This window comes from Actinosynnema sp. NPDC053489, assembly GCF_044544865.1.
GTDB lineage: Bacteria > Actinomycetota > Actinomycetes > Mycobacteriales > Pseudonocardiaceae > Actinosynnema.
In genome coordinates this window covers 410,352-429,395 of sequence record NZ_JBITXT010000006.1, presented here as the reverse complement: position 1 = coordinate 429,395, position 19,044 = coordinate 410,352, and the positions used below count along the sequence as shown (strand labels likewise).

The window sequence follows — 19,044 nt, the reverse complement described above, 5'->3', positions numbered from 1 at the left end:
GACGTTGCGTAACAACGGGCCGGGCTCGTGCGACGACGAGTCAACGCGTCCGCCCCGGCGGGCGCCCACCGCCAGCAGGGAGATGCCATGACCACCACCACCGCCAAGACCCGCGTCCCCCTCCTCGCCTCGATCCCCCTCGCCCTCGGCTTAGCCGCCCTGGCCGCCGTCGTCGCCTCGCCCGCCGCGGCGATCGTCGTCGGCACGGCCGTGGCCCTCGTCGCCCTCGTCCGCCGCGCCCTGGTCCGCGCGTCGCACCGGCTCGACAGCATCCTGGAGGAGGAGCTGGACCGCTGACCGACCACCCTCCGTGGCCACCGCCCGCTCACCCACCGTGCCCGCGCGGGATGATCACACCGTGCGCGAGGTGCGGCGGGTGTACGGGACGGGTGACCTGGCGGCGCTGCCGGTGTTCGCCGGCGGCTTCATCAACTTCGGCTACTGGGAGGGCATCCCGCTGGACGGCGACCTCACCGCCGAGCAGCGGGTCGCCTCCCAGCGGGCCCTGTACGACCTGGTCGCGGCGGCCCTCTCGATCGGGCCCGGCGACCGGGTGCTGGAGGTCGGCTCGGGGCACGGGGTCGGGGCGCGCCACCTCCTGGGGCACCGCCCCCTCCTGGTCCGGGGCGTGGACGTGGTGCCCGAGCAGGTCGAGCGGGCCGCGAGGGCCGACGACGACCCGCGGCTGGCGTTCGTCCGCGGCTCGGCCGACGACCTGCCGTTCCCCGACTCCTCGTTCGACGCCGTGCTGTCGGTGGAGGCGGCCCAGCACTTCGAGGACGTCGCCGGGTTCGCCCGCGAGAGCGCCCGGGTGCTGGCACCGGCGGGGCGGCTCGCCGTCACGACGTTCTTCACCGCCTCCGACGACGCGGGCGCCGCGCTGGCCGAGGCGCTGCCGACGTTCGCCTCGGGCCTGGACCGCGCGCACCGGGTCGACCACGTGGTGCGCGACCTGCGGCGGGCCGGGTTCGCCGACGTCGCCGCGCGGTCCATCGGCGAGCACGTGTGGCGCGGGCTGGACCGGTGGCTCGAACTGGGTCCGCGCCCCGACGCGTGGGACCGCGGCTGGGCGCGCCTGGCCGAACGGGGTCTGGTGGACTACTACCTGGTCACCGCGCGGAAGCCGGCAGGATCGGGTGCGTGACGACGCACCCGACCGCAGACGTGCCCGACCCGCTGTTCACCGACGCGGAGGCCGAGGCCCGCTGGCGGGCCCGCTTCACGGCCCCGCGCGTGAGCCTGCCCGGGTGGGCCGAGGACGCCCCCGACCGCAACCTCTACCTGTCCAACTCCAGCGGCGTCTGGGAGATCTACGCCTGGGACCGGTCCACCGACGAGCACCGCAAGGTCACCGACCGCCCGAACGGCACGTCGCACGGGGCGCTGAGCCCGGACGGCGAGACGATCTGGTGGTTCGCCGACACCGACGGCGACGAGTTCGGCACGTGGGTCAGCGAGCCGTTCCACCCCGGCGGGGACGCGAAGCCCGCCGTGGAGGGCGTGCCGGCCGGGTACCCGGCGGGACTGGAGATCGGGCACGAGGTCGTGGCGATCGGCACGTCGACCGACGACGGCACGGCGGTGCACGTGTCGCGGGGCGGCGGGCCGGCCGAGGTGATCTACGCGCACGAGAACGACGGTGGCGTGTCGGCGTTGTCCAAGGACGAGTCGCTGGTCGTGCTGTCGCACTCCGAGCACGGCGACAACCGGCACGCCGCCCTCCGCGTGGTCACCCCGACGGGTGAGACGGTGGCGGAGAAGTGGGACGGGCCGGGCAAGGGCCTGGACGCGATCGCGTTCAGCCCGGTGCGCGGCGACAACCGGCTGCTGGTCGGGCACGAGCGGCGCGGCCGGGACGAGCTGCTGATCTGGGACGTCGCCGCGGACACCGAGACCGAGGTCGTGATCGACCTGCCGGGCGAGGTCGGCGCGGACTGGTACCCGGACGCGAGGTCGCTGCTGGTCGTGCACACCTTCCAGGCGCGCAACACGCTGCACCGCTACGACCTGGGGACCGGGGTGCTGCACGCGCTGGACACGCCGCACGGCTCGGTGGGCGGCGCGCACGTGCGGCCCGACGGCGCGGTGGAGTACTCGTGGTCGTCGGCGGCGCGGCCCGGGGTGGTCCGGGTGCTGGAGGCGTCCGGGGACGAGCGGGTGCTGCTGGAGCCGCCCGGTCACGAGGCGCCGCCGTCGGTCGACCTGACCGACGTGTTCGTGGGCGAGGTGCACGCGCTGGTGGCGCGGCCCGCCGACGCGCCGGACGGCCCGCTGCCGACGGTGTTCCACCTGCACGGCGGGCCGCACTCGGCCGACGAGGACCGGTTCTCCGCCTACCGGGCGGTGTGGCTGGACGCCGGGTTCGCCGTGGTGCACGTCAACTACCGGGGCTCCACCGGGTACGGGTCGAAGTGGCGGGACGCCATCGAGGGCAGGCCCGGGTTGACCGAGCTGGAGGACGTGGCCGCGGTGCACGACTGGGCCGTGTCGTCGGGGTTCGCCGACCCGGCGAGGTGCGTGGTGAACGGCGCGTCGTGGGGCGGGTACCTGACGCTGCTGGCGCTGGGCACGCAGCCGGAGCGGTGGGCGGCCGGTGTCGCGGGCGTGCCGGTGGCGGACTACCTGGCCGCCTACGAGGACGAGATGGAGCCGCTGCGGGCGTTCGACCGGGCGTTGTTCGGCGGGTCGCCGGAGGAGGTGCCCGACCGGTACCGGGAGTGCTCGCCGCTGACCTACGTGGACGCGGTGCGCGCGCCGGTGCTGGTGCTGGCGGGTGAGAACGACCCGCGCTGCCCGATCAGGCAGATCGACAACTACCTGGACCGGCTGGCGGAGCGGGGCGCGACCTACGAGGTGTACCGGTACGACGCCGGGCACGGCTCGCTGGTCGTCGCGGAGACCATCCGGCAGACGGCGGCGGAGGTCGCGTTCGCGCGGCGGGTGCTCTGAGGACGCCTTCGGGGCCACCGGCTGTCCGGTGGCCCCGCGTGGTCGGCGTCGGGCGGGTCAGGCCTGCTGGGCCTGCCACATCCAGTGGGCCTGCTCGAGGTTCTTCGTGATCTCGATCAGCAGGTCCTGGGTGACGAGGTCGGACTTGTCGGTCTCGTCGATGCGCGAGCGCAGCCGGCCGACCAGCTCGCCGAGGGCGGTGACGACGGCCGTGACGACCTCGTCCTCCTTCAGCCAGCCGCCGGGGAAGTCCGGCACGCCCGAGCCCGCGGCCACGGTCTTGGCCTTACCGTCGGGCGAGATGCCCAGCGCGGCGGCCCGTTCGGCCACCTCGTCGGTGTAGGTGCGGGCGGTCGTGACCAGCTCGTCGAGCTGGAGGTGGACGCTGCGGAAGTTCTTGCCCACCACGTTCCAGTGCGCCTGCTTGGCCACCAGGGACAGGTCGACCAGGTCGACCAGGGTCGCCTGGAGCACCGATGCCACCGATGCCCGGTCGGACTCGGACAGCGAACTGGTGATCGGGGACTTCTGGTTGCTCATGGGTCTGGCGCCTCCTTAAACGGTGGTCGTGAGGGCCACCTCGATGTTGCCTCGCGTGGCGTTGGAGTACGGGCAGATCCGGTGGGCGGCGGCGGTCAGCCGCTCGGCCACGTCCTGCTCCACGCCCGGGACGTGCGCGGCCAGCTCGACGGCGAGCTGGAACCCGCCGGCGTCGTTCGGGCCGAGGGCGACCCGGGCCGTCACCGACGTCTCCCCGAGGTGCACCTTGGCCTGCCGCGCGGCGACCTTGAGCGCGCTGTGGAAGCACGCCGCGTAGCCCGCCGCGAACAGCTGCTCGGGGTTGGTCAGGTCCCCGCCGGGGCCGCCCAACTCCTTGGGCGTGGAGAGCTGCTCGTCGATCACGCCGTCGGAGGAGCGGACCTCCCCGTTGCGGCCGTCGCCGATCGCGATGGCCTCCGCGGTGTAGAGCACCTGCATCGTCGCTCTCCTTCGAGCTGGTGGTCGAGCCGTCGATCAGCCCAACACCCGGCCGAGGCCGGACCACACCCGGTCGTGTGGCAGCTCACGCCCCTCAACACCTACCCGCTCAACCGGTCCTCGACACGGCGAACTCCGCCACCTGTCGCCCGATCGTGCGAAGTTGGTCGGCGACGGACGGCACGGTGCAGCCGCCTTCGAGGTCGAACTCGACCTCGCGCGAGTTCACCGCCGCGCCCAGCGGGGTGGGCCAGCCGCGCAGCGCGTGCACGATCGAGCGCAGCGCGGTGAGCGTGGTGACCGACGCCTGCCAGCCCTGGGCGGTGGCCACGCAGCCGACCGCGCGGCCGTCGAGGTAGGGGCGCTCGTCGCCGCGCAGGTCCTCGACGTAGTCCAGGGCGTTCTTGACCAGTCCGGACACCGTGCCGTGGTAGCCGGGTGAGACGAGGACCACGCCGTCGGCGCGGCGCAAGGCGTCGACGAGGCGGTGCGCGCCGTCGGTGCGGTCGGGGACGGCCGGGTCGTAGAACGGGAGCACCAGGTCGGGGCCGGAGACCTCGACGACCTCCGCGCCCGCGGCCGCGGCGCCACCCAGGGCGATCCGCATCGCGCGCTCGGACTGCGAGTTCGGGCGGAGGCTGCCGCCGATGCCCACCACGGTGACCGTCATGGTCCCCGATCCTGCCACCTGGACCTAAGTGGAGGTCCACTCGCTCGCCCGAACTCCTACCGACGAGTAACGTACGTCTCATGTCGAAGCTCGCCGAGTCGATCCCGCCCGGTGCCCTGGCCGCCGTCCTGCGCTTCGTGTTCGGCCTGCCCGCGCCGCTGCGCAGGCTCGTCGCCGGTCGCCCCGTCACCGTGGACGGCCAGCGGCTGCACCCCGAGGCGCAGCTCCTGCTGAGGTTGCAGCGGCTGTCCGGGGAGGACTGGCGGACCACCACGCCCGCCGCCAACCGGCTGGCCCTGGCTCGCAGCAGCGCCCTGGTCGGCGGTCGGGCCATCGACGGCGTGGCGGTGCGGTCGCTGTCGCTGGACGGCGTGCCGGGCCGGTTCTACGAGCCGACCGGGCTGGCCGAGGGCTCGCCGCTGCTGGTCTTCTACCACGGCGGCGGGTGGGTCAGCGGCGACCTCGACAGCCACGACAACCTGTGCCGGTACCTCGCCGTCGAGGGCGGGGTGCGGGTGCTGTCGGCGGACTACCGGCTCGCGCCGGAGCACCCGTTCCCGGCCGCCGCGGACGACGCGCGGACCGCGTTCGAGTACGCCGTCGCGCACGCCGGGGAGCTGCGCGCCGACCCGCGGCGCATCGCGCTGGGCGGCGACAGCGCGGGCGGCAACCTGGCCGCGGTGACGGCGCTGCACGCGGGCGGGGTGAAGCCGGTGTTCCTGCTGCTGTTCTACCCGGCGGTGGACGCCTCGGCGCGGCGGCGGTCGCGCGAGCTGTTCGGCAGGGGGTTCTTCCTCACCGACGAGAAGATGGACTGGTTCCTCGACCACTACGCGCCCTCGCCGGAGACCCACACCGACCCGCGGCTGTCGGTGCTGCTGGCCGAGGACCTGAGCGGGCTGCCGCCGACGTACCTGGCGACCGCCGGGTACGACCCGCTGCGCGACGAGGGCGAGGCGTTCGCCGAGAAGCTGGCGGCGCAGGGCGTGCCGGTGGTGCTGCGGCGCCACGAGGGGCTGTTCCACGGGTACGCGAACATCCTCGGCGTCGGCGGGGTGTTCCGGGAGGCCGTGGCCGAGGCGGTCGGGTCGCTGCGGACCGGGCTCGCGCTGGCCAACGCCCGCCAGGACGTCCCGGAGACCGCCTGAGGCGGGTAAACCGGTTGCCCGGTCGGGTGAAGATGGGCGGGTGAACGTCTCCCCGTACCTGGCCGTCCTCCGAACGCCGCGCGTGCCCGGCCTGATGCTGCTGATGCTGGTCGCCCGCGTCCCGGCGACGGCCGCGGGCATGACGATCACGATGCACGTCCTGCTGGCCCTCGACCGGGGTTACGGCGCGGCGGGCCTGGTCGGGGCGGTCAGCACGGTCGGCATCGGGCTCGGCTCGCCGCTCATGGGCCACCTGGTGGACCGGCGCGGCCTGCGCGCGATGGTCGTGCTGTCGATGGTCACCGAGGGCGTGTTCTGGTTCGTCGCGCCGCTGCTGTCCTACGAGGTGCTGCTGGTCACCTGCTTCATCACCGGCATCACCGTGATGCCGGTCATGTCGCTGGGCCGGCAGATCCTCACCGCGCTCGTGCCCGAGGACCGCAGGCGCACCGCGCTGGCGATGGACTCGATGGCCGTCGAGGTCGCGTTCATGGCCGGCCCGGCGCTCGGTGTCGCGCTCACCACCCAGGCGTCCAGCCGCACGGCGATGTGGACGATCGGCGCGGCGATGGTCCTCATCGGCGCGATCCTGTGCGCCGTCGACCCGCCCGTGCGGCAGGAGGGCGAGTCCGGCGAACGGGTGCCGCGGCGCCAGTGGGTCGACGGCCGGCTGGTCGGCGTGCTGATCAGCGCGGGCGGGGCGACGTTCGTGCTGTCGGGCGTCGAGGTGTCGGTGGTGGCGTCGATGCGCGGGCTCGGGCTGACCGCGTGGACCGGCGCGATGGTCGCGGTGATGTGCGTGGCGTCGCTGGCGGGCGGGTTCGTCTACGGCGGGCTGACGCGCGTGCCGCCGCTGTGGGCGCTGATGGGCGGCATGGGGCTGCTGGCCGTGCCGATCGGGCTGTTCGGCTGGTCGCCGTGGTGGTTGGCGCTGGCGCTGGTGCCGACGAACTTCCTGTGCGCGCCGACGATCACCGCGACCGGCGAGCTGATCACGCGGCGCGCGCCGGCGTCCGCGCGCGGCGTGGCCATGGGGTTGCAGAGCTCGGCGTTCACCCTCGGCGTGGCGCTGGGCCAGCCGGTCACCGGGTTCGTCATCGACCACTCCGCGCCCGCGTGGGGCTTCGCCGTCGCCGGGTGCGGCGCGGTGGTCGTGGCCCTCGGCACCGCGCTCCTCGACCGACGCAGGGTGACCACGACGGTCGGGTGATCAGACGACATCACCCGTTCGGACGCGTCTCCAGCACGCTCCGCGCACCTCTTGTCCAGCATGGAATCCGAGTTCTGGTTCGACTCCTGGGAGCAGGGCGGCACGAAGACCAGCTTCCACCTGCCCGAGGTGCACGAGCACGCCCGGCTGCTGGCCCGCCTCGGCCTGGTCGCCGGCGCCCGCGTCCTGGTGCCGCTGTGCGGCAAGACCACCGACCTGCGGTTCTTCGCCGAGACGGCCGCCGAGGTCGTCGGGGTCGAGCTGGTGCCCAGGGCCGTCGCCGAGTTCTTCGCCGAGAACGGCCTGGACCCCGTGGAGGAGGAGCCGGACGTGTTCCGCGCCGGCAACCTCGTCATCCGCCGCCAGGACGTCTTCAAGCTCGGACCGGACGTCGTCGGTCCCGTCGACCTGGTGTACGACCGGGCGGCGCTGATCGCGTTCCCGGACGACATGCGGCAGCGCTACGCCGACGCGATCACCCGCCTGCTGCGGCCGGGCGCGCGGTACTTCATCAACACGCTGGAGTACCACCCGAGGCTGCCGTCGCCGCCGTTCTCCGTCGGGCCGGAGGAGATCGCCGAGCGCTTCGGGCGCGCGTTCGACGTCGAGCACGTCGCCGCCGAGCCGCGGCCGGACCACCGGATGGTCGCGAAGTTCGGCCTGACGGACCTGGTGGAGCACGGCTTCCTGCTGCGCGCCCGCTAACCCTGGCCGAACTCCCGCAACGCCCGGTAGAGGCGGTCGACCTTCGGGCGGGCGGCGGCGTAGTGGCGGACCGCGTCCGGGTCGGGCGGGATCGTCCTGATCGGCTTCACCAGGTCGGCGGCGACGGTCAGGGTCGGCAGCTCGCCCAGCGCCCGCCAGCCGACCAGGGCCGCGCCCACGCCCGAGCCCTCGCTGTCGTCGGCCAGCTCCAGCTCCAGGCCCAGCGCGGACGCCAGGACCGTCGCCCACAGGTCGCTGCGGAACGCGCCACCGGTCACCCGGACCGCGTTCACCTCACCCACCGACCGCACCGCGTCCAGCACCAGCGCCAACTGCTGCGCCACGCCCTCCACCACGGCCCGGGCGATCACCGCGCGCCCGTGCTCGCGGCGCAGGCCGATCAACGCCGACGTCGCGTGCGCGTCCCACCACGGCGCGCGCTCGCCCAGCAGGTACGGCAGCGCGGTGACGCCCGCCGCGCCCACCGGCACGCCGGCGGCCTCGTCCAGCAGGTCCCGCACGTCGACGCCGAACGTCTCCGCGGCCCACTGCGCGGCCACCCCGCCGTTGCTGATCGCCCCGCCGAGCACCCACAGCCCCTCGGCGATCGCGTAGCAGAACACCCGGCCCTCGTGGTCCACCGCGGGCGCCGACCGGACCACCCGCAACGCGCCGCTCGTGCCCAGGGACACCGCCGCGACACCGGGCACGACCGCGCCGACGCCCAGGTTCGCCATCGGGCCGTCACCGCCGCCCAGCACCACCGGCACGCCGGCCGGCAGGCCCGGCACGTCCAACACCAGCGGCAGGGAGTCCACCGGCGCGTGCAGCGCGGGCAGCTGCTCCGCCCGCACCCCCGCGAAGGCCAGCGCCTCGGGGTGCCAGTCCAGCGACTTCAGGTCCATCAGGCCGGTCGCGGACGCCGACGAGTGCTCCGTCGCGAGCACGCCGGTGAGCCGGAGCACCACGTAGTCCTTCAGCCCGCACCACCGGTGCGCGGTGAAGCCCCGGTCGTGGAACCAGGCCAGCTTCACCAGTGGCGACATGGTGTGGACCGGGGTGCCGGTGGCGCGGTGCAGCGCGATGCCGTGCGGCGTGCCGCGCAACCGGGCCGTCTGCTCCACCGCGCGGTTGTCCGCCCACGACAGGGACGGCGTGACCGGGGCGCCCGAGGCGTCCAGCCCCAGCAGCGTGTGCATCGCGCCGGTCAACGACAGCGCCCGCACCTCGTGCCCCTGGGCCGCCACCTCGCGCAGCGCCCGCAGCGCCGCGCCCCACACCTCGGCCGGGTCGTGCGTGGCCTCGCCGGAGGGCGTGGTGCGCATCGGGTAGCCGTGCTCCGCCGATGCCACCACGCCCGCGTCCCGGTCCACCGCGATGACCTTGGTCGACGTCGTTCCCAGGTCGATCGCGAGCACTACGTCCGCCATGCGCCCAACCTACAGGCGGGCCGCCAGCTCCTCGGCGATCTCGTAGGTGTTCAGGGCCGCGCCCTTGCGCAGGTTGTCGCCGCACACGAAGAAGTCCAGCGTGTTCGGGAAGTCCAGCGCCTGCCGCACCCGGCCGACGTAGGTCGGGTCGCCGCCCACGACGTCCGCGGGCGTCGGGAACCGCTTGGCCTCCGGCTCGTCCACCAGCACGATCGACGGCTGCTCGCCGAAGATCTTGTGCGCCTGCTCGACGGTGACCTCGCGGGCGAACGTGGCGTGCACGGCCAGCGAGTGCGTGGTCACCACGGGCACGCGCACGCAGGTCGCCGACACCTTCAGCTCCGGGATGCCCAGGATCTTGCGGGACTCGTTGCGGACCTTCAGCTCCTCGCTGGTCCAGCCCTCGTCCTTCAGCGAACCCGCCCACGGCACCACGTTGAACGCCAGCGGCGCGGGGAACGGCGAGTCCGCCACCGGCAGGCCGGCCGCCTCCAGCGCCTCGCGCACGTCACCGGCGCGGACGCCCACCGACTTGCCCGCCAGCGCCTCGGTCTCCGCGTACAGGCGGTCGATCGCCGCCTGCCCGCCGCCCGACGCGGCCTGGTAGGAGGCCACGACCAGCTCGCGCAGCTCGAACTCCCGGTGCAGGGCGCCCAGCGCGGCCATCATCGACAACGTCGTGCAGTTCGGGTTCGCGATGATCCCCTTGGGGCGCTCGCCGATCTTGTCGGCGTTCACCTCCGGCACCACCAGCGGGACCTCGGGGTCCATCCGGAACGCGCCCGAGTTGTCCACGGCGACCGCGCCCTTGGCGGCGGCGACCGGTGCCCACTGCGCCGACACCTCGTCGGGCACGTCGAACATGGCCACGTCGACGCCCTCGAACGCCTCGGGCGACAGCGCGACGACGGTCAGCTCCTCACCGCGCACGGTGATCTTCTTGCCGGCCGAGCGCGGCGAGGCGATCAGCCGGATCTCGCCCCACGGCACGGACTCCCGGCCGTTGATGATGTCGATCATGACGGTGCCGACGGCACCGGTGGCCCCCACAAGGGCCAGGACAGGGCCGCTCATCGTCCACTCCCCGCGTACACCACAGCCTCTTCGTCGCCGCCCAGCTCGAACGCGTCGTGCAGCGCGCGCACGGCGTCGTCGAGCTGCGTGTCGCGGCAGATGACCGAGATCCGGATCTCCGAGGTGGAGATGATCTCGATGTTGACCCCCGCCGCGGCCAGCGCCTCGCAGAACTGCGCGGTCACGCCGGGGTGCGAGCGCATGCCCGCGCCCACCAGGGACACCTTGCCCACGTGCTCGTCGTAGAGCACCTGGTCGAAGCCGATCTCCTCGCGCGCCTTCTCCAGCGCGGCGACCGCGCGCGGCCCGTCGTCCTTCGGCAGGGTGAACGTCACGTCGGTGCGGCCCGACACGGCCTGCGACACGTTCTGCACGACCATGTCGATGTCCAGCTCCGCCTCGGCCACGACGCGGAAGATCCGCGCCGCCATGCCGGGCAGGTCGGGCACCGCGGTCACGGTCACCTTGGCCTCGGACCGGTCGTGCGCGACGCCGGTGATCATCGCCTGTTCCACGGGAAGGTCCTCCACTGACCCGGACACGATGGTCCCGGGCTTGTTGCTGAACGAAGATCGGACGTGCACCGGGACGTTGTACCGGCGGGCGTACTCGACGCAGCGCAGCATGAGCACCTTGGCCCCGCTCGCCGCCATCTCCAGCATCTCCTCGTAGGTGATGCTCTCCAGCCGCTTGGCGTTCGGCACGATGCGCGGGTCGGCGGTGAACACGCCGTCCACGTCGGTGTAGATCTCGCAGACGTCGGCCTTCAGGGCCGCCGCCAGCGCCACCGCGGTGGTGTCGGTGCCGCCGCGGCCGAGCGTGGTGATCTCCTTGCTGTCCTGGCTGACGCCCTGGAAGCCCGCGACGATCGCGATGGCCCCCTCGGCGAGGGCGTCCTGGATGCGGCTGGGCGTCACGTCGATGATGCGCGCCTTGCCGTGCACGGACGTGGTGATCACCCCGGCCTGCGAGCCGGTGTAGGACCGCGCCTCGGCACCCAGCGAGCTGATCGCCATCGCCAGCAGCGACATGGAGATCCGCTCACCGGACGTGAGCAGCATGTCCATCTCGCGGGCGGGCGGCACCGGGGACACCTGGCGGGCGAGGTCGAGCAGCTCGTCGGTCGTGTCGCCCATCGCGGACACCGCGACCACGACCTCGTTGCCGGCTTTCCGGGTGGCGACGATCCGCTCGGCCACCCGTTTGATCCGCTCGGCGCTCCCGACCGAGGAACCGCCGTACTTCTGGACGACGAGCGCCACAGACCCACTCCTCCCAGGTGCTTCAAGCCCAGCTCACCGGGGAGAGTACCCGGCCCAAGGAGTGGACAGGCCCCGCCGTGACGCCCACTACCCTCGACCCGGTGCCGACCCAGGAGGCCGTTCCCGTGGACCCCGATGACGCGCTCGGCGCGCGTGGCCGGACGGCCCTCGCGGGCAGACACCCGGTGGTCGTCGCCCTCGCGCCCGCCGTGCTCTACCTGGTCGTGCGGGAGCTGGGGCTGCTCGCGCTGCAGCTGATGGCGGCGCGGTGGGACAAGGACGTCACGCGGGCGCTCACCTCGTGGGACGGGCAGTGGTTCCTGGGCATCGCCGAGGGCGGCTACGCCGACGTGCCGCGGGGCCTGGTGGACGCGTTCGGGCGGCGCACGGCGGAGACGCCGCTGGCGTTCTTCCCCGGCTACCCGACGCTGGTGCGGTGGGTGGCCGGGCTGCCGGGCGTGCCGACGATCGGCGCGGCGTTCGCGGTGAGCCTGGTCAGCGGCGTGCTCTGCGCCTACGCGCTGGCCCGGCTCGGGTCGCGGGTGGCGGGCGGGTCGCGGCGGGCCGGGCTGGTGCTGGTCGTGCTGTTCGCCGCGTCGCCGATGGCCGTGGCGCTGTCGATGACGTACTCGGAGGCGACGTTCTGCGCGCTGGCCGCGTGGTCGCTGGTCGGCGTGGTGGAGCGGCGGTGGGTGCTCGCGGGGGTGTGCTGCGCGGCGGCCGGGCTCGTGCGACCCACCGCGGCGGCGCTCGTCCTGGCGGTGTGCGCGGCGGCGGCGGTCGCGGTGTGGCGGCGGCCCGGCGACCGGCGGGCGTGGGTCGGCGGGCTGGTCGCGCCCCTCGGGCTGCTCGGCTACCTCGCCTACGTGGCGGTGCGGACCGGGCGGTGGGACGGCTGGTTCGCCGTCCAGCGGCACGGCTGGGACTCCCGGTTCGACGGCGGCGCGGCCACCTGGCGGTTCGCCCTGTCCATCCTCGGCGACCCCCGGTCGGTGCTGGAGCTGACGACGGTGTGGCTGCTGGTGGCGGCGCTCGCGCTCGTCGTGCTGTGCGTCCGGCGCGGGCTGGAGTGGCCGCTGGTCGTCTACGGCGTCGGCGTGCTCCTTATGGACCTCGGCTCCAACGGGCTGATGAACTCCAAGGCGCGGCTGCTGCTGCCCGCGTTCACGCTGCTCGTGCCCGTCGCGCTGGCGCTGGCGCGGCGGCGGACCGGCACGGCGGTGGCGGTGCTGGCCGGCATCTCGGTGTTCGGCGCGTGGTTCGGCGCGTACGCCATCACGGCGTGGCCGTACGCGATCTGATGCCAGGATGGGCCGGGTGGAGCTCAACGACCTGATCGCGCGGCGCTGGAGCCCGCGGGCGTTCGACGGCGCGGCCGAGGTGTCCCCGGAGGTCGTGCGGGTGCTGCTGGAGGCGGCCCGCTGGGCGGCCTCGCACGGCAACACGCAGCCGGCCCGGTTCCTCGTCGGCTACCGCGGCGACGACACGTTCGAGCGAATCTTCGCCGCGCTGCGGCCCGGCAACCGGACGTGGGCGGGGCGGGCGTCGGTGCTGCTGGTCGGCGCGGTGGTCGAGGCCGACGAGCGCGGCCCCGTGCCCAACACCGAGTTCGGGCTGGGCCTGGCCGTGCAGAACCTCGTGCTCCAGGCCGTCGGGCTGGGCCTGGTCACGCACCAGGTCGGCGGGTTCTCGCCCGACGAGGTGCGGGAGGCGTTCGGGCTGCCCGACCACGTGCGTCCGGTCGTCGTGGTCGCGGTCGGGTTCTTGGGCGACGACGCCGACCTGCCGGAGGACCTGCGGGCCCGGGAACGGCGGCCCCGCACGCGCAAGCCGCTGGGCGAGATCGCCTTCACCGACCGGTGGGGGCGGCCCGCCTTCCCGGAGGACGCCCCGGGAGGCGCTTCAGGCGAGCCGGCGGACCAGCTTCACCACGACTGAGCGGACGACCAGCCAGAACAGCGCGGCCAGGCCGTAGTCGACCAGGACGCGCAGCTTCGCGTCCCCGGGGGTGAACAGGTCTCGGAAGCCGAGGGCGAAGCGGTCGGCCCAGGTGGCGACGGTCGTGGTGATCGAGTTGGCCGGGTTCGCGCCGCCCACGGTGAGCAGCACGTGCGCCACCAGCACCAGCGCGATCAGCAGGGCCGCCCAACCGAGCACTCCCGCCACGACCGGGACGACCTTCGAGCGAACCGAGCGGTCCGCGGTCCGGTGTTCAGCCATGACGGGAGTGTGGCACGCGCACCCGCGCGGGCCGACCGGCTAACGGGCGACGAGGCGGGCGAGCAGGCTCGTGACGACGACCCAGAAGATCGCCGCGAGACCGTAGTTGATGATCAAGTCGAGGTTCGCGTTGCCCAGCTGGAAGAGGCCGGGGAAGAACAACGCCAGCGGCTCCGCGAGCTGCTGGATGAACCGGAAGAACGCGTTGGCCGGATTCGCGCCGAAGAGGTTCATCAGGATGTAGAGGACCTCGATGAGCGCGAACACGGCGCCAACACCGCTGATCACCCGGGCAGCGGTGAAGCTGCCGCTGCGCGTTGAGGTTCGCCATCTGGACATGTCAAGGAGATGCCCAACGCACGATCGAGTGAAACTCGGAGGGGTGAAGTTCCACCATCTGGGCGGTCGGTTCCACCCCGGCGCGGAATGCGGTTAACCTGTCCGACGTGGCACGTGCCCTCCTGCTTCGCCGCCGTGACGGGGTCTGATCAGACCGGCCCCCCGTCGCGGGAACGAGCGTTGCCGCCGGTCGTCCTCCAAGGCACCGGCAGGAGCACCCCGATCATGAGCCCGAGTCACGACGCCTACACCTCCGGCACGAGCCGCATCCGGCCACCGGCCCGGCCCGTCCCCGGCCAGCCCGCGTGGAACCCGCAGCGCGGCACCTCGATGCCCGTCCACCGCTACCGGCCGTTCCACGAGCAGGTCGAGACCGTCGACCTGCCCGACCGCACGTGGCCGACCAAGCGGATCACCAAGGCGCCGCTGTGGTGCGCCGTCGACCTGCGCGACGGCAACCAGGCGCTGATCGACCCGATGTCGCCCGCCCGCAAGCGCAAGATGTTCGACCTGCTGGTGCGGATGGGCTACAAGGAGATCGAGGTCGGCTTCCCGGCCGCCTCCCAGACCGACTTCGACTTCGTCCGCGAGATCATCGAGGACGGCGCGATCCCGGCCGACGTCACCATCCAGGTGCTGACCCAGTGCCGCCCCGAGCTGATCACCCGCACGTTCGAGGCGCTGCGCGGCGCGGCCAAGGCGATCGTGCACTTCTACAACTCGACGTCGATCCTGCAGCGGCGGGTCGTGTTCAAGTCCGACCGCGAGGGCATCAAGAAGATCGCCACCGACGCCGCCGCGTTCGCGCTGGAGCAGGAGAAGCTCTACCCGGAGACCGAGTTCCGCTACGAGTACTCCCCCGAGTCCTACACCGGCACCGAGCTGTCCTACGCGCTGGAGGTCTGCGACGCCGTCTCGGCGATCATCCGGCCGACGCCGGACAAGCCGCTGATCGTCAACCTGCCGGCGACGGTCGAGATGGCCACGCCCAACGTGTACGCCGACTCCATCGAGTGGATGTCGCGCAACCTGGCCCGCCGCGACTCGATCATCCTGTCGCTGCACCCGCACAACGACCGCGGCACCGGCGTGGCCGCCGCCGAGCTGGGCTACCTGGCGGGCGCGGACCGCATCGAGGGCTGCCTGTTCGGCAACGGCGAGCGCACCGGCAACGTGTGCCTGGTCACCCTGGGCATGAACATGTTCAGCCAGGGCGTCGACCCGCAGGTCGACTTCTCCGACATCGACGAGATCCGGCGCACGGTCGAGTACTGCAACCAGCTGCCCGTCCCCGAGCGGCACCCCTACGGCGGCGACCTGGTGTTCACCGCGTTCTCCGGCTCCCACCAGGACGCCATCAAGAAGGGCTTCGAGGCCCTGGAGGACGCCGCCAAGGCCGCCGGGCAGCACGTGGACGAGTTCCCGTGGGAGGTCCCGTACCTGCCGATCGACCCGAAGGACGTCGGCCGCAACTACGAGGCCGTCATCCGGGTCAACTCGCAGTCCGGCAAGGGCGGCGTGGCGTACCTGATGAAGACCGAGCACCACCTGGACCTGCCCCGCCGGCTCCAGGTCGAGTTCTCCAAGGTCATCCAGGAGGTCACCGACACGCAGGGCGGCGAGATCGGGCCCAAGGACATGTGGGACGCGTTCTCCGAGGAGTACCTCGACGGGACCGTGCCGCTGAGGCTGCTGCGCCAGAAGGTGACCTCCGACGGCAGCGGCCACGAGCGGATCACGGCCTTCGTCGTGGTCGACGGCGAGACGCAGGAGATCACCGGCAGCGGCAACGGCCCCATCGCCGCGTTCGTCGACGCCCTGGCCACCATCGGCTACGACGTGCGCGTGCTGGACTACTCCGAGCACGCCATGTCGTCGGGTGACGACGCGCGGGCGGCGGCGTACCTGGAGTGCGCCGTGTCCGACCGCGTGCTGTGGGGCGTCGGCATCGACAGCTCGACGGTGGCCGCGTCGCTGCGCGCCCTGGTGTCGGCCGTCAACCGCGCCAACCGGTAGGGCTCAGCGGGTTCCTCGCCGCCGGGCGGCGGCGAGGAACCCCGCCCAGCGGTCCGGGGGGAAGCTCAGCACGGCACCCTCGGCGTTCTTCGAATCGCGGACCAGCACTTCCGCGGCGGCCCCGCCGACTTCCACGCAGTTGCCGTTGTCGGCCGAGTGGCTGGACTTGGTCCAACGGACGTTGGCGGTCATCGCGACCTCCGGTTATCCCTTGAGCAGTGACGTGATCAAGGAAGCGGACTCGCGCTGGTCGAGCGCGACAGCGCGAAGGTTCTCGGCCGACATGCTATAGGCCCGGACCTGTGCCGGGTCCTGCACGTTGAGCGCGCCTTCCTGCACCTCCACGTACACCACGTCCCGGAACTTCTCGAAGCCGAGCAGCACGAACGACCCGGTGGTCGCCGAGTGCACGCCGACGCTCATCGGGATCACCTGGATGTCCACGTTGGACCGCTCGCCCACGTCGAGCAGGTGTTCCAGCTGCCCCTTCATCACCCCGGCGTCACCGACCTGGCGGTGCAGGGCGGACTCCTCGATGATCGCGTGCAGCGCCAGCGGGTTCTCCTCGGCGAACAGCCGCCGCTGCCGCTCCATCCGGAAGTGCACGACCCGGTCGCCGTGGTCCGGGCGAACCCGCCGGGAACTCGTGGTCACGGCGGTGGCGTAGGCCTCGGTCTGGAGCAGGGCGGGCAGGACGATCGGCTCGTAGGTGAACTCGGTCGCGGCCAGCCGTTCGAGGCCGACGAAAGTCTGGAACCAGTCGGGGACGACGTCGGTCCACGCGCCCCACCACGTGCTCTCGTCGTCCTGCCCGGCGAGGGCGACGAGGCGGTCGATGTCGGCGCGGTCCGCTCCGTAGAAGGCGAGGAGCATGGCCACCTCGTTGGGGCGCTGCCGGTACATGCCGCCCTCGATCTGGCTGATCTTGCCCGAGGTGCAGCCGAGCACCTTCGCCGCCTCGGTGCCCTTCTTGCGCGCCCGGTCGCGGTGGTCGCGCAGTTCGTTGCCGATCAGCCAGCTCAACGCCGAGGGCTCCGCCACCCGTCCTCCTTCACGTCGCCGGCCAGTCTGCCCGGTCACGCCCGGTGCGCGGCAGTCACCCGATTGAGGAATATCTAAATTCTTAGCTAATCCCTAGCTTAGCTTCCGCGACCGTGGGGTCGTGGCCGGTCGGGCACCGCGCGGGTGACGTCGCGCGGTGCCCGCCGGTCCTCACCGCCCAGGAGGGCTCGGATGGCGATGCCGACGTTGCGCGGCAGGTTGCTGGGGCGCGAGATCAGGTCGATCCGCCAGGCGGCGGGGGTGGACCTCGAAGCGCTCGCCGCCCGGTCGCGCGTGCCGGTGCGGCAGCTCCGGCGGGTCGAGGACGGGTACGCGCCGGTGCGGTTCCCCGACATGGTGGCGTGCGCGCCCGTCCTCGGGGACTCCTACCAGCGGCTGTTCGCGCTGTCGCAGGAGGCGCACCTGCCGGAGCTGCGGTGCCCGTGGGGCGTCGAGGCGACGCGGGCGCTCGACCTGCTGCACGAGACCGCCACCGGGGTGCACACCGCCGGGGACGGTGCTCGGCCGTTCACGTTGTTCTTCATGCCGCAAGGGCCGGACGTCGTCTTCCACGCCCACCTGACCTGCGCGTTCTTCACCGAGGACCCCGCCGAGACGAGTGCCGCGCGGGAGCTGGCCGGCGCGCCGCCGGTGGGCGGGTGACCGGTCGCCGTGAAGGTCGCTCAGCGCCGGGTCGTGGACAAGGCCGCCTTGGCCGCCTGGTCCAGGCGGGCGCGCACCGCGGCCCGGGCGCGCGAGTAGGCGTGCGGGTCGTCGTGCAGCACGGACTGGCCGTTGGCCATCTCCAGGAACGCGACCAGCTCGAACACGAGCTGGTCCGGGTCGGCGATGCCGGGGATCGCGGCGACGGTCTCGCGGACGTAGGCGTTCCACTCACGGCCGTAGCCGGCGATCGCGTCGCGCACCCGTCCGGGCCGGGCGTCGAACTCGGCCTGCACGGCGTAGAAGAAGCACCCGCCGGGGAACGTGCGGTGCTCCGAGTAGGCCAGCCACCGGTCCAGCAGCGCGGCCAGCCGGGACAGGCCCGGCGGCTCGGTCAGCGCCGGGTCCACGACCTCGCGGGCGAAGATCGCCGCCGCCGCCCGCACGGTCGCGAGCTGCAGCTCCTCCTTCGACCCGAAGTGGGCGAACACCCCGCTCTTGCTGACCTCCAGCTCGGTGGCCAGCCGACCGATCGACAGGCCCTCCAACCCCTCGACCGAGGCGATCTCCGCCGCGCGCCGCAGGATCTGCCGCCGCGTCTGCTCGCCGCGCTCCACCCGTCCGTCGACCTTCACGGCCTCCACGCTAACCCCCTTGACGCCAACCCAACTAATTGTACGATCGTTCGTACAACTTGAGGGGTGGAGGAACGGGTGGACTTGCTGGAGCTGAACCGGGCGGCGCTCGACCTGAACGTCAAGCTCATGACGGACGTGCGCGAGGAGCACCTCGACCTGGCCACGCCGTGCGCGGGCTGGACCGTCTACGAGCTGCTGCGCCACCAGGTCGAGATGACGTTGGCGTTCACCGCGGCCGTCAACCGCGCGGACGTCGCCGAGCCCGCGTCGGACGACCTGGCGACCGCCTACCGGGTCGCGGCCGACGCGGCGACCGAGGCGTTCCGCGCCGACGGGGTGCTGGAGCGGGAGACCGAGTTCCCCGGCTTCGGCCGCCGTCCCGGGCGGCACGTGGTGGCCGCGCACTTCGTGGACAACCTGACGCACGCGTGGGACCTGTGCCGCGCGATCGGCGTCGACAGCACCCTCGACGCGGACCTGGCCGGCGCCGCCCACCGGATGGCGCTGCGCTACCCGACCACCCCGGACGTGCGGGGGCCGGGAGCGGCGTTCGCGATGCCGGTCGCCGTGCCGGAGGACGCGCCGATCACCGACCGCCTGGTGGGCCTGCTCGGCCGCTCGCCGCACTGGTCGGCGTGAGACCCGGGCCGGGAGCGCCACCTCAGGGGGGAGGCGCTCCCGGCCCTGCCACTCCCGGCGGC

The 19,044-nt window shown here is 73.0% G+C and carries 22 protein-coding genes; 11 read left to right on the top strand and 11 right to left on the bottom strand.

Features of this window, described 5'->3' with window-relative positions; genetic code table 11:
- Positions 1 to 87 precede the first annotated feature (87 nt).
- The 3 genes from ACIGNX_RS16915 to ACIGNX_RS16905 all read left to right on the top strand — a co-directional run bounded on the left by ACIGNX_RS16915 (position 88) and on the right by ACIGNX_RS16905 (position 2,949).
- Positions 88 to 297: a hypothetical protein gene (locus ACIGNX_RS16915; protein ID WP_396540888.1), complete on the top strand. Its 210-nt coding sequence runs from the start codon at positions 88 to 90 to the stop codon at positions 295 to 297.
- Positions 298 to 358: 61 nt separating this feature from the next.
- Positions 359 to 1,144 (top strand): class I SAM-dependent methyltransferase, encoded by a 786-nt coding sequence (locus tag ACIGNX_RS16910; protein WP_396540886.1) that lies wholly within the window; start codon positions 359 to 361, stop codon positions 1,142 to 1,144.
- Positions 1,141 to 2,949, top strand: coding sequence for a prolyl oligopeptidase family serine peptidase (locus ACIGNX_RS16905; protein ID WP_396540884.1), 1,809 nt, complete (start codon positions 1,141 to 1,143; stop codon positions 2,947 to 2,949). Before ACIGNX_RS16910 ends, ACIGNX_RS16905 begins: the two co-directional genes overlap by 4 nt.
- 57 nt (positions 2,950 to 3,006) lie before the next feature.
- Here ACIGNX_RS16905 and ACIGNX_RS16900 read toward each other — a convergent pair whose 3' ends face one another.
- From ACIGNX_RS16900 to ACIGNX_RS16890, 3 genes are all read right to left on the bottom strand, one after another.
- The gene (locus ACIGNX_RS16900) at positions 3,007 to 3,489 is read right to left on the bottom strand and encodes a Dps family protein (protein ID WP_396540882.1); all 483 of its coding nucleotides are present in this window, start codon (positions 3,487 to 3,489) and stop codon (positions 3,007 to 3,009) included.
- Between the two features lie 15 nt (positions 3,490 to 3,504).
- Positions 3,505 to 3,927: an organic hydroperoxide resistance protein gene (locus ACIGNX_RS16895; RefSeq protein WP_396540880.1), complete on the bottom strand. Its 423-nt coding sequence runs from the start codon at positions 3,925 to 3,927 to the stop codon at positions 3,505 to 3,507.
- A gap of 109 nt (positions 3,928 to 4,036) precedes the next feature.
- On the bottom strand, positions 4,037 to 4,597 hold the full coding sequence (locus tag ACIGNX_RS16890; protein ID WP_396540878.1) for an NADPH-dependent FMN reductase: 561 nt from the start codon (positions 4,595 to 4,597) through the stop codon (positions 4,037 to 4,039).
- 80 nt (positions 4,598 to 4,677) lie between these two features.
- On the opposite strand from ACIGNX_RS16890, the gene ACIGNX_RS16885 reads away from it, so the two are divergent.
- From ACIGNX_RS16885 to ACIGNX_RS16875, 3 genes are read left to right on the top strand one after another with little or no spacing between them, the layout of a single operon-like run.
- Entirely contained in the window at positions 4,678 to 5,745 is a 1,068-nt protein-coding gene (locus ACIGNX_RS16885) for an alpha/beta hydrolase (RefSeq protein ID WP_396540876.1), read from the top strand.
- 40 nt (positions 5,746 to 5,785) lie between these two features.
- On the top strand, positions 5,786 to 6,955 hold the full coding sequence (locus ACIGNX_RS16880; protein ID WP_396540874.1) for an MFS transporter: 1,170 nt from the start codon (positions 5,786 to 5,788) through the stop codon (positions 6,953 to 6,955).
- Positions 6,956 to 7,015: 60 nt separating this feature from the next.
- Entirely contained in the window at positions 7,016 to 7,660 is a 645-nt protein-coding gene (locus ACIGNX_RS16875) for a thiopurine S-methyltransferase (protein WP_396540872.1), read from the top strand.
- Here ACIGNX_RS16875 and ACIGNX_RS16870 read toward each other — a convergent pair.
- Genes ACIGNX_RS16870 through ACIGNX_RS16860 form a run of 3 tightly spaced genes read right to left on the bottom strand, consistent with a single transcriptional unit; the run spans position 7,657 to position 11,426 of the window.
- Positions 7,657 to 9,090 (bottom strand): gluconokinase, encoded by a 1,434-nt coding sequence (locus ACIGNX_RS16870; RefSeq protein ID WP_396540870.1) that lies wholly within the window; start codon positions 9,088 to 9,090, stop codon positions 7,657 to 7,659. The genes ACIGNX_RS16875 and ACIGNX_RS16870 overlap by 4 nt on opposite strands.
- 9 nt (positions 9,091 to 9,099) lie before the next feature.
- The gene (locus tag ACIGNX_RS16865; RefSeq protein WP_396540868.1) at positions 9,100 to 10,164 is read right to left on the bottom strand and encodes an aspartate-semialdehyde dehydrogenase; all 1,065 of its coding nucleotides are present in this window, start codon (positions 10,162 to 10,164) and stop codon (positions 9,100 to 9,102) included.
- Positions 10,161 to 11,426 carry an aspartate kinase gene (locus ACIGNX_RS16860; RefSeq protein WP_396540866.1) on the bottom strand — a complete coding sequence of 422 codons (1,266 nt, stop codon included), beginning with the start codon at positions 11,424 to 11,426 and terminating at the stop codon, positions 10,161 to 10,163. Before ACIGNX_RS16860 ends, ACIGNX_RS16865 begins: the two co-directional genes overlap by 4 nt.
- 101 nt (positions 11,427 to 11,527) lie before the next feature.
- On the opposite strand from ACIGNX_RS16860, the gene ACIGNX_RS16855 reads away from it, so the two are divergent.
- On the top strand, positions 11,528 to 12,727 hold the full coding sequence (locus ACIGNX_RS16855; protein WP_396540864.1) for a hypothetical protein: 1,200 nt from the start codon (positions 11,528 to 11,530) through the stop codon (positions 12,725 to 12,727).
- Positions 12,728 to 12,734: 7 nt separating this feature from the next.
- Entirely contained in the window at positions 12,735 to 13,364 is a 630-nt protein-coding gene (locus ACIGNX_RS16850) for a nitroreductase family protein (protein WP_396540862.1), read from the top strand.
- Here the strand turns inward: ACIGNX_RS16850 and ACIGNX_RS16845 are convergent.
- Complete coding sequence (locus tag ACIGNX_RS16845; RefSeq protein ID WP_396540860.1) at positions 13,329 to 13,646, bottom strand: hypothetical protein; 318 nt, start codon at positions 13,644 to 13,646, stop codon at positions 13,329 to 13,331. The genes ACIGNX_RS16850 and ACIGNX_RS16845 overlap by 36 nt on opposite strands.
- A 39-nt stretch (positions 13,647 to 13,685) precedes the next feature.
- The gene (locus ACIGNX_RS16840) at positions 13,686 to 13,985 is read right to left on the bottom strand and encodes a hypothetical protein (RefSeq protein WP_396540858.1); all 300 of its coding nucleotides are present in this window, start codon (positions 13,983 to 13,985) and stop codon (positions 13,686 to 13,688) included.
- A gap of 225 nt (positions 13,986 to 14,210) precedes the next feature.
- Between ACIGNX_RS16840 and leuA the strand changes: the two genes are divergently transcribed.
- Complete coding sequence (gene leuA / locus ACIGNX_RS16835) at positions 14,211 to 16,001, top strand: 2-isopropylmalate synthase (RefSeq protein ID WP_396540856.1); 1,791 nt, start codon at positions 14,211 to 14,213, stop codon at positions 15,999 to 16,001.
- Positions 16,002 to 16,004: 3 nt separating this feature from the next.
- Here leuA and ACIGNX_RS16830 read toward each other — a convergent pair whose 3' ends face one another.
- Both ACIGNX_RS16830 and ACIGNX_RS16825 read right to left on the bottom strand, forming a co-directional pair.
- Positions 16,005 to 16,193, bottom strand: coding sequence for a DUF397 domain-containing protein (locus ACIGNX_RS16830; protein ID WP_396540854.1), 189 nt, complete (start codon positions 16,191 to 16,193; stop codon positions 16,005 to 16,007).
- 12 nt (positions 16,194 to 16,205) lie between these two features.
- Entirely contained in the window at positions 16,206 to 17,042 is an 837-nt protein-coding gene (locus ACIGNX_RS16825) for a helix-turn-helix domain-containing protein (RefSeq protein ID WP_396540852.1), read from the bottom strand.
- Between the two features lie 192 nt (positions 17,043 to 17,234).
- Here ACIGNX_RS16825 and ACIGNX_RS16820 point away from each other — a divergent pair, with 192 nt between their 5' ends.
- On the top strand, positions 17,235 to 17,705 hold the full coding sequence (locus ACIGNX_RS16820) for a helix-turn-helix domain-containing protein (RefSeq protein WP_396540850.1): 471 nt from the start codon (positions 17,235 to 17,237) through the stop codon (positions 17,703 to 17,705).
- 20 nt (positions 17,706 to 17,725) lie between these two features.
- Here the strand turns inward: ACIGNX_RS16820 and ACIGNX_RS16815 are convergent, their stop codons facing one another.
- The gene (locus ACIGNX_RS16815) at positions 17,726 to 18,340 is read right to left on the bottom strand and encodes a TetR/AcrR family transcriptional regulator (RefSeq protein ID WP_396540848.1); all 615 of its coding nucleotides are present in this window, start codon (positions 18,338 to 18,340) and stop codon (positions 17,726 to 17,728) included.
- A 78-nt stretch (positions 18,341 to 18,418) separates the two neighbouring features.
- On the opposite strand from ACIGNX_RS16815, the gene ACIGNX_RS16810 reads away from it, so the two are divergent.
- Positions 18,419 to 18,982, top strand: a complete 564-nt coding sequence (locus tag ACIGNX_RS16810) for a TIGR03086 family metal-binding protein (protein ID WP_396540846.1) — start codon at positions 18,419 to 18,421, stop codon at positions 18,980 to 18,982.
- Positions 18,983 to 19,044: the final 62 nt, after the last annotated feature.

Excerpts from the sequence above, each read along its gene's own strand:
- ACIGNX_RS16865 (WP_396540868.1), bottom strand. The coding sequence starts at position 10,164 with ATGAGCGGCCCTGTCCTGGCCCTTGTGGGGGCCACCGGTGCCGTCGGC.
- ACIGNX_RS16885 (WP_396540876.1), top strand. The coding sequence starts at position 4,678 with ATGTCGAAGCTCGCCGAGTCGATCCCGCCCGGTGCCCTGGCCGCCGTC.
- ACIGNX_RS16845 (WP_396540860.1), bottom strand. The coding sequence starts at position 13,646 with ATGGCTGAACACCGGACCGCGGACCGCTCGGTTCGCTCGAAGGTCGTC.
- ACIGNX_RS16840 (WP_396540858.1), bottom strand. The coding sequence starts at position 13,985 with ATGTCCAGATGGCGAACCTCAACGCGCAGCGGCAGCTTCACCGCTGCC.
- ACIGNX_RS16830 (WP_396540854.1), bottom strand. The coding sequence starts at position 16,193 with ATGACCGCCAACGTCCGTTGGACCAAGTCCAGCCACTCGGCCGACAAC.
- ACIGNX_RS16820 (WP_396540850.1), top strand. The coding sequence starts at position 17,235 with ATGGCGATGCCGACGTTGCGCGGCAGGTTGCTGGGGCGCGAGATCAGG.
- leuA (WP_396540856.1), top strand. The coding sequence starts at position 14,211 with ATGAGCCCGAGTCACGACGCCTACACCTCCGGCACGAGCCGCATCCGG.
- ACIGNX_RS16870 (WP_396540870.1), bottom strand. The coding sequence starts at position 9,090 with ATGGCGGACGTAGTGCTCGCGATCGACCTGGGAACGACGTCGACCAAG.
- ACIGNX_RS16875 (WP_396540872.1), top strand. The coding sequence starts at position 7,016 with ATGGAATCCGAGTTCTGGTTCGACTCCTGGGAGCAGGGCGGCACGAAG.
- ACIGNX_RS16850 (WP_396540862.1), top strand. The coding sequence starts at position 12,735 with ATGGGCCGGGTGGAGCTCAACGACCTGATCGCGCGGCGCTGGAGCCCG.
- ACIGNX_RS16895 (WP_396540880.1), bottom strand. The coding sequence starts at position 3,927 with ATGCAGGTGCTCTACACCGCGGAGGCCATCGCGATCGGCGACGGCCGC.
- ACIGNX_RS16890 (WP_396540878.1), bottom strand. The coding sequence starts at position 4,597 with ATGACGGTCACCGTGGTGGGCATCGGCGGCAGCCTCCGCCCGAACTCG.
- ACIGNX_RS16900 (WP_396540882.1), bottom strand. The coding sequence starts at position 3,489 with ATGAGCAACCAGAAGTCCCCGATCACCAGTTCGCTGTCCGAGTCCGAC.
- ACIGNX_RS16915 (WP_396540888.1), top strand. The coding sequence starts at position 88 with ATGACCACCACCACCGCCAAGACCCGCGTCCCCCTCCTCGCCTCGATC.